Origin of the sequence: Frankia sp. AiPa1 (genome assembly GCF_023243075.1) — a bacterium.
Taxonomy (GTDB): domain Bacteria; phylum Actinomycetota; class Actinomycetes; order Frankiales; family Frankiaceae; genus Frankia.
On sequence record NZ_JALKFZ020000063.1, the window covers coordinates 1 to 7,376 of the forward strand.

8 protein-coding genes, 1 tRNA gene and 1 pseudogene are annotated in these 7,376 nt (G+C 68.9%); 3 read left to right on the top strand and 7 right to left on the bottom strand.

Annotated elements, in window-relative coordinates:
* The first annotated feature begins 204 nt into the window (after window positions 1-204).
* The gene (locus MXD95_RS29555) at window positions 205-1,095 is read left to right on the top strand and encodes a DUF8189 domain-containing protein (RefSeq protein ID WP_480024029.1); all 891 of its coding nucleotides are present in this window, start codon (window positions 205-207) and stop codon (window positions 1,093-1,095) included.
* Between the two features lie 150 nt (window positions 1,096-1,245).
* Window positions 1,246-1,782, top strand: a complete 537-nt coding sequence (locus MXD95_RS29560) for an AAA family ATPase (protein WP_480024030.1) — start codon at window positions 1,246-1,248, stop codon at window positions 1,780-1,782.
* Between the two features lie 23 nt (window positions 1,783-1,805).
* On the opposite strand, the pseudogene MXD95_RS07105 reads toward MXD95_RS29560, so the two are convergent.
* From MXD95_RS07105 to MXD95_RS07135, 7 genes and pseudogenes are all read right to left on the bottom strand, one after another.
* Window positions 1,806-2,447, bottom strand: a pseudogene (locus tag MXD95_RS07105) (diguanylate cyclase domain-containing protein); the annotation flags it as partial.
* A gap of 77 nt (window positions 2,448-2,524) precedes the next feature.
* Window positions 2,525-2,965 carry a type II toxin-antitoxin system HicB family antitoxin gene (locus MXD95_RS07110; RefSeq protein WP_250639746.1) on the bottom strand — a complete coding sequence of 147 codons (441 nt, stop codon included), beginning with the start codon at window positions 2,963-2,965 and terminating at the stop codon, window positions 2,525-2,527.
* Between the two features lie 645 nt (window positions 2,966-3,610).
* The gene (locus MXD95_RS07115; protein ID WP_250639747.1) at window positions 3,611-4,879 is read right to left on the bottom strand and encodes an RCC1-like domain-containing protein; all 1,269 of its coding nucleotides are present in this window, start codon (window positions 4,877-4,879) and stop codon (window positions 3,611-3,613) included.
* A 154-nt stretch (window positions 4,880-5,033) separates the two neighbouring features.
* A complete protein-coding gene (locus tag MXD95_RS07120; protein ID WP_250639748.1) occupies window positions 5,034-5,450 on the bottom strand; it encodes a phage scaffolding protein in 417 nt (138 codons plus the stop codon).
* A 24-nt stretch (window positions 5,451-5,474) separates the two neighbouring features.
* Window positions 5,475-6,101, bottom strand: a complete 627-nt coding sequence (locus MXD95_RS07125) for a hypothetical protein (protein WP_250639749.1) — start codon at window positions 6,099-6,101, stop codon at window positions 5,475-5,477.
* A gap of 146 nt (window positions 6,102-6,247) precedes the next feature.
* Window positions 6,248-6,559, bottom strand: a complete 312-nt coding sequence (locus tag MXD95_RS07130) for a hypothetical protein (RefSeq protein ID WP_250639750.1) — start codon at window positions 6,557-6,559, stop codon at window positions 6,248-6,250.
* 394 nt (window positions 6,560-6,953) lie between these two features.
* Window positions 6,954-7,027 (bottom strand) — tRNA-Pro (locus tag MXD95_RS07135).
* Between the two features lie 156 nt (window positions 7,028-7,183).
* Between MXD95_RS07135 and MXD95_RS07140 the strand changes: the two genes are divergently transcribed.
* A partial coding sequence (locus MXD95_RS07140; protein WP_250639751.1) for a hypothetical protein occupies window positions 7,184-7,376 on the top strand: 193 nt, incomplete at its 3' end.

Consider the following 7,376-nt stretch of genomic DNA (forward strand, 5'->3'; position numbering starts at 1 on the left):
GACAGCCTGGCCATCACAACGTCCCAACCAGCCGGGAAACGAAAAACAAACGATCTACGAGACCTGACCAGTTACCCTGAGTTCAGCGTAACGCTTTTGTAGTCAATCAAAACGGAACGGTCGTACCCGGTCGCGGTCGAACGCTACGGGTTGATCACGTGGAATTGCGTTACATGATCGCACTGGGTCACGTCGAGTTAGCGGATTGGGAGCTGGGATCGATCCGAGCGCTTCGATGTGGCACCTGTCTCCACTTATTGGACAGACAGACGAAAGGTGAGCGTCATCATGGCTAGCTGGTCTGGGTGGAATCCAATTTCGGGTCGTAAGACATTCTCGGGACCTGGCGCTTTTGGTGCCGCGATCGTCAGTATTCGTGGCACAGACAACTGCGTGTACACGAATCGCTTTCTTTCAGGGACGTCATGGGAAGGATGGAGGCAACTCCCGGGCATTGTAACTGATACCACCCCCTGCGTCGGCGACGTCAACGGTGGTCCCGTTGTTTTCGCGCGGGGCATGAATAGCGGTATCTATTATAGTCGTCTCGTTGGAAGCGATTGGAGCGACTGGAGAGAGGTTACCGGCGGCGGTCTGACACCGTCGGCGCCCGCAGTCGCCGGCAACGTACTACTGGTCCGGGGTACTGACGACGGGATCCATTACAACCACGTGGACGGATCGTGGTCCTGGCGAGGGTGGCAACGGGTGGCCGGAGGCGGAAAGACACCGTCTGCCCCGGCAATTACATCATTCGGTGCGGGATACCTCGCCGTCGTTCGCGGCACCGACGATGCCATTTACTATCAAAATATCGGCGCGGACTTTTCGACGTCGGGGTCGTGGCGCCAGGTTCCCGGAGGCGGGAAGACGCCTTCCGGGCCAGCGGTAGCGGGTTCCATGGTAGTGGTACGAGGAACAGACAACGGTCTGCATTACAATTTTTTCGATGGCCTCAACAGCTGGGAAGGTTGGCAGCGTGTCCCAGGTGGTGGGCTAACGCCTGATGCGCCAGCACTTGCTCACTCACCCGGCCACTCCACGCTGGTCGCTCGCGGAACAGACGATGGAGTCTACTATAACTTCTTTAACTAGCGCCTGAGTCTTTGTTCGTTCTTGGAAGGTATTTGAGAACGGCTGCCGTCGTCGCCACCCGGCGGCCTGGGCGGCGCTCGCGGCCGACGCCGCCAGCCAGCGGCGCTCGGTCCGGTCCGCGCACGTCACGCTGCCCGACGCCGGAGCGGGCTGGTACCTCGTACGCCGCCCTCGCCCCCCAGGCCGCCGACGCTCTGGCCGCCGAACAGGCCGAACGCGAGCCGCACCCCCGTTCTCGTGATCGACGAAGCGCACATGCTCAGCCCCCACCCGCTCGAAGCCGTCCGGATGCTCACCAACCACAACATGGAACTCGGCCAGCCCGTTCGCCTGCTGCTCGTCGGCCAGCCGACCCTGCGGCGCCGGGTCAAGCTCGCCGTCCTCGCCGCCCCCGACCAGCGCATCGCCATCCACCATCACATGACCGACATGACCCGCGAGGAGCCACACCGGCTACATCCAGGGGTCGCACCTACGCCCTCGCCTGGGCCGACCGTCTCGTCGACCTCGCCGCACCGCACCGACCCGCGACGACGGGACCCGGCACACAGGGAATCGGCACCGCCCGTAGGGCCCCGGCACAGACGAACAAGCCACTCGCGCTCACCAACAGTGACGATCATTTTTTCGATCTTGCGAATACAGGTCTGTCGAACACGCGACTCTGCCAGCATCAACCCCTGGTAGCAGACGCTGCCCGGATCTCCGAGCTACGCGAACGGATACCGGCCGACGCGACGGTTATACGTCCAGACGATCGGCATCCTTCGCATCCGGTATCTACGGAATTGGCCAGCGGAGGAGTACGTCCGGCGCATCCGGATCCAGCCCATCCCATCGAACCATCCGAACCTGCTCGAGGCCTGCCCCGGGATCTGCGAAGCGGAAGGCGCCGGATCGGTCTTCCGTCGAAAGGGCTGCTCGGGTAGCGGCCGGGCGGTCCGGCGCGCGTCGCCTTCGATGTCGAACATGGCCCAGCGCCCCTTGCCCTCGGCCTTCGCCCGGTACAGCGCGCTGTCGGCGGCGCGTAGCAGGTCCGCGTGGTCGCCCTCGCCGGCCGTTCGCTCGACGATGCCGATACTCGCGCCAATCGACAGCGCATGGTCACCGATCTGCAGCGGCGTGGCCAGCGCCGCCAGCACCTTTTCGGCGACGTCGACGACGCCCGCGGCGCCGGTGGAGTCGGCGACCAGGACGACGAACTCGTCGCCTCCCAGCCGGACGAGGAGCTCGGCCGGCGACAGGGCCCGACCCAGCCGGGCCGCGACGGCGACGAGGAGCTGGTCACCCACGTCGTGGCCGAAGCTGTCGTTGACCGTTTTGAACCCGTCGAGGTCGATGAAGCACACGCCGACCCTGCGCTGCCCTGCCGGCGATCCGTACCGTCCCGCCGATCCGCACCCTGCCGCCGGTCGGACCTGGGCACCGCTTACTCCCCGCGTGCGGCGAGAGCGAGGGACTCGGCGAGCTTCGCGACAACCTCGGCCATGCTCTCACCCTGGGCGTAGCACCCTGGTATCTCGTCGACGCTCGCGATCCACCCGTCGTCGGCTTCGGCGGTGGCGATACGAACGGTGAACATGTCGAACTCGGGGGAGGCTTCGCGCCGGATCGTCTGGAGTGGGCAGGTCAGGGTTGTCTCCGGTGATCCCTGCCTGACCCAGGTGAGGAACTCGCATCCGCGATCGTCAATGCGCCAGGTCGCCCTGAGACGGAGGTCTTCGAGGTAGACGGGCAGTCTCGTCAGCGGCTCGTCGGCACGGGCATGCGCCCAGAGATGGGCCTCGGCCCATTGGCTTCGCTCGTAGGAGGCGACCACCGACCGGTCGCCGTCGACGACGAGCAGGCGCCCAGCAGAAGGTGACGTCATGTCGACCCTGTGCCCCGCCCGGTCCCTTCTCCACCGTCGTAGCTGATCATTGAACCCATCTGGCGGCGAATTCGCCGCGGTCGTGGTGCCACTCCAGTGGACCGGAAGCTGCCGAACTGTTCCACAGGCAGCATCCGCAAAAGTTCGGCACCCTCGACGGATGTTCCGGTGTGCCCCGCGGGCGGCGGGTTAGGAAAGTGCGACGCTCCGAGTGGACCACAGGTAACCATGCGGCGCCGAGTAGCCGTCCCGTTACAATTACCCCCTGGTGAGGTTTCGGGCACCAAGGGGGTTCGAAGCGATGCGCACAGACCCTGCGAGCTGGACGATCCACGCACCGGGATCGATCTTCTTCGTTCGGCGAAGGTCGGCGCACGCGGGCGGATCACCGCCACGGAGAACGCCGTCCCTCTCCGGCCAGCTCGCCATCGCCTACGGGCAGGCTGGGGAGCGCGGCGCATCCCAGGCGGCGGCAGACGATGCCCGCCAGTACATCGACCAGGCACAGCCGACCGAAGACCCGCCATATACCTACTGGGTCTCATCCCACGCCCATGCCCGTGCCGGATCTCCCGACGACCGGCGGGTCAGATCGGGACAGCATGAACGTGAGCCACCCGGCGTGCCGACTGATCATCCAGCGGGTCAGGAGGGCTGGAAGATCGCATACGCCGAGTAGCCGCCGGCCGCGATGTCCTGCACGTCTCTCGGGCCGGGGACCTGCCGCGGCCGGAACAGGTTCGCCGCCCGGTGGGCGGGCGGCTGGTCGATTCCGAGCTGCCCGTGGGCGTTGCTGCCCCAGGCCCAGATCACGCGGTTGCCGTAAGCCCCCGGTTCCGGACCGTCCTGACGCAGCGCGTAACCGGCCTCGCCGCCTGCGGCTATCGCCGCGACAGCGGTCAGGCCGGGCACCGGTCTGGCCACCCGGCTGTCCGCCGGGGAACCGTTGCCGAGCTGGCCCAGGTCGCCCCGGCCCCAGGCGGCCACGGTGCCGTCGCCCAGCAGCGCGTAGGCGAAGTCGCCGCCGCCGGTGACCGTGCGGACCGTGGACAGCGGGGTCCGGGACAGTCCGACCACGGGAACGGGGGTCGTCTGGTTGGTGCGACCGCCGTTGCCGAGCTGGCCGTGCCAGTTCGCTCCCCAGGCTCGCACCGTGCCGTCGGCGCGTAGCGCGTAGCCGGCCCACCGGCCGCCGCTGATCGCGGTGACGCCGGTCAGCCCGGCCACCTGGACCGGGGTCGCGGTGTTTGTGGTGGTGCCGTCGCCGAGCTGGCCGTAGGCGTTGTTGCCCCAGGCCCACACCGTGCCGTCGGAGCGACGCGCGTACCCGGCCGAACCGCCGCCGGCGATCGCGGTGACGCCGGTCAGCCCGTGGACTCGTACCGGGACGAAGCTGTCGGTCCGGGCGCCGTTGCCGAGCTGGCCCGAGCCACCCCGTCCCCAGGCCCAAACGGTGCCGTCCGACAGCAGGGCGTAGGCGGTGGCGCCGCCGCCAGCGACCTGCTGCGCCCCGTCGAGCCCCGGCACCAGCACCGGTAGCGGTCGGTCGGTGGTGGTGCCGTCGCCGAGCTGGCCGGACTCGTTGCGGCCCCAGGCCCAGACGCGGCCGGGGTTGTAGAGCGTGAGGGCGTAGGCGGAGAGCCCGCCCCCGGAGATCTGGCTCGCGTACCAGATCACGGACACTGGGCCGAAGACGTGCCCGGTTTTCGGGGCCTGGCCGTTGCCCAACTGCCCGTAGGCGTTGTTCCCCGCGGCGACGACCTGCCTGGGTGGGTACGCCTTCGCCGGGCTTGCCGGCAGTCCGACCGACGTCGCCACCGCCAGCAGGACCATCACCGCCCTGGCCGCCCAGTCGTTCTTGCGCCGCGAGTCCTCGCCTTGTCTGGTCCCGCGCCGTAGGCACCCGTACCGCATGCCGGCCTCCCGTGCGTTGGCCCCGTCGCCTACCTCATGCGGACGGTAGCGGTGCGTCGGGACTCAACGTCGCCGGACATGAACTATCCGTACCGGAACATCACGGGAAGACCACGGCCGGCGCGCCGCCGGACGCCCTCTCGCTGAGCACCGGTCAGCCTCCACCGAGCTGCGCGGCGAGGGCCGCCGCCGACGTCTTCGGCCTGGTCGACTCCGGCTTGCGGTCGGAGCCGTCAGCCTTCGGTCTTGGCGGCGACTTCGGGCCGGCGAACAGCTCCGGGTAGTCGGTCTTGATCGACGCCACCTGATCGGCGAGGCCGGTGATCGTCCCGTCGTCTGTGACCTCGACCTCAGCGAGGTTCACGAGCCGCAAGAGGCGGGCGAGCTTCTTCGGGTCGGCTTCGCCGTCCTTGTCGAAGACCTCGGCTTTGGCTCCGATGAACGCCGCAGCGGCTTCGGACCGGACGACGAGCGGCTTGTACCGCGCGTCGGCAGTCCGGGTCGCCCGCTCCTGCGCTTCCTCGGCGGTGTCGTCGGTACCCGCGTCGGTGCCCTTGCCATCGTCAGCCATCACGGTCTCCCCGCTGTTGGTGGATCAGATCCCGGCCGGGACCGGGGGGAAGATGCCGTCCCGCACCGCGCGGGCCGCGAACGCCCGGACGGACGCCGGCAGGTCGGGGCCGGAGCGCAGCAGACGTTCGGCCGCCGCGACCCGCACCGACGTGGGCTCGGAGTCGAGCGCGAACCCCTTCGCGATCGACCGTTCCGCCTCACGTCGCAACGCCCTCGGGTACGGGAGGACATCGGGGGCGGCCCAGGCATCCGACCACGGGACAGTCCGGCAACGGCACCGCGGATGCCGAGGCGGATCGGGCACCGGGCTTCGGTCCGCCGGACGCACGCCGAACGTGAGCCCCGCCGGGAACTCGCCGCCGTCCGCCGCGACCAGCCCCGCGTAGGCGGTGCAGACCACGCAGGCCGTGCGTTCCGCGACCCATACCCGGCCCACACCGAGAGCGGTCGCGACCGCGGCCGAACCGTCCGCCGCCGCGCGGACCACCACCCAACTCGCAACCCGGCGGACCTGCGGAACTGCCTTCGTCGCCTCTCGTAGACCGGCGAGGATCGCGGGCAACCCGCCCGAGGATGCGGCAGCCAGGACACGCAGGGCGGCGTCGTGCCGTTCGGCGAGGATGTCCCCGGCCCGGTCAACCGCGGCCATGACCTCCACCGACGGCGCCGGTACCACTGTCCGCGACTGTGCGGCCCGAGATCGCCCACCGCTGCGGGAACGAATGAAAATCGGTGGTGGATAGCTGGCTGGCGATCAGATTGGTGATGCAGTCCTGCGGCCCGTACGCGTCCTCACTAGAACACCCGGGTCGTCAGGGGACTGTCGTAGAAAATGTCGACCTGGCCGTCGTCCGCTTCGGACGGCCAGACCAGGAGGTAGGCGTCGCCGTACATCCCCGCCGCCCGGTGGACCTGTCGGGCTTTCAACACCATTTCGTTGCGGGTCCACTGCTCGGCCAGCCACGCGGTGGCGTCGTCGTCTGTCACCGTGACCCCGACCAGCTTCAGCCGGTCGAGGACCGCGTCGACCGGACGCCGAGCCAGGTTGATCCGATGCCGGCCGGCGCCCCGCTCCAACTTCCGGCGGATCGACTGGGACGCCCACACCTCCCCGACCCGCCCGTAGTAGTAGTCCTCAGCCTCCTGATAGCGGGGCGAGCCTCGCGGATCGCCCAGACCGCGTCGATCAGATCGGACATCAGTCCCCGTCCCGGTCGTCGGAGTCGGCGGCCCACAGCTCGGCGCCGTGCTCCGTAGCCCGGCTGCGGTAATCGAGGAGCTCGCCGCGGCCTTCCGGTGTGCAGGTCGCGAGGGTGGAGAAGATGCGCTGTCGCGCACGGCCAGGCAACAGCGCCGGATGACACCCTGCGGCAAAGGGGAGATAGGTTCCGATATCATCTCCACCGAAGATCGCCCAGAACTCCCCTGTGGCGCCCCTAAACGAGGAAATCCCCTCCGACTATGATCGGCCGGAGGGGCGGTTCTTCTTTACCTGCAGTTGTCGGGACGACAGGATTTGAACCTGCGACCCCCAGACCCCCAGTCTGGTGCGCTACCAAGCTGCGCCACGTCCCGTACGCGAGTAACAGTATCGTATCGGCGGCCCGAGCGGTGACCCGGGTACACCCTGGACGGCGCCCCGAGCAGACGGCTCAGGCCCGAGCGGACACCGAACGGAGGCTTACGACCACCGGGGGTCGGTATCAGCGCCACCGACTTTCGACGATGCCGGTGACGAGCGGCAGCCCGCGCGTGCCGGTCGGTGATGCCCCGGCACCGGCCGCGGGGTCGGACGTTCTTCGTGACCGGGGGGGGGGGGGGGGGGGGGGGGGGCGCCCCCCCCCCCCCGGGGGGCCCCCCCCCGGGGCCCCCCCCCCCCGCCCCCCCCCCCCCTGGCCCCGCGGCCCCGCCGCCGCCCCGCCGG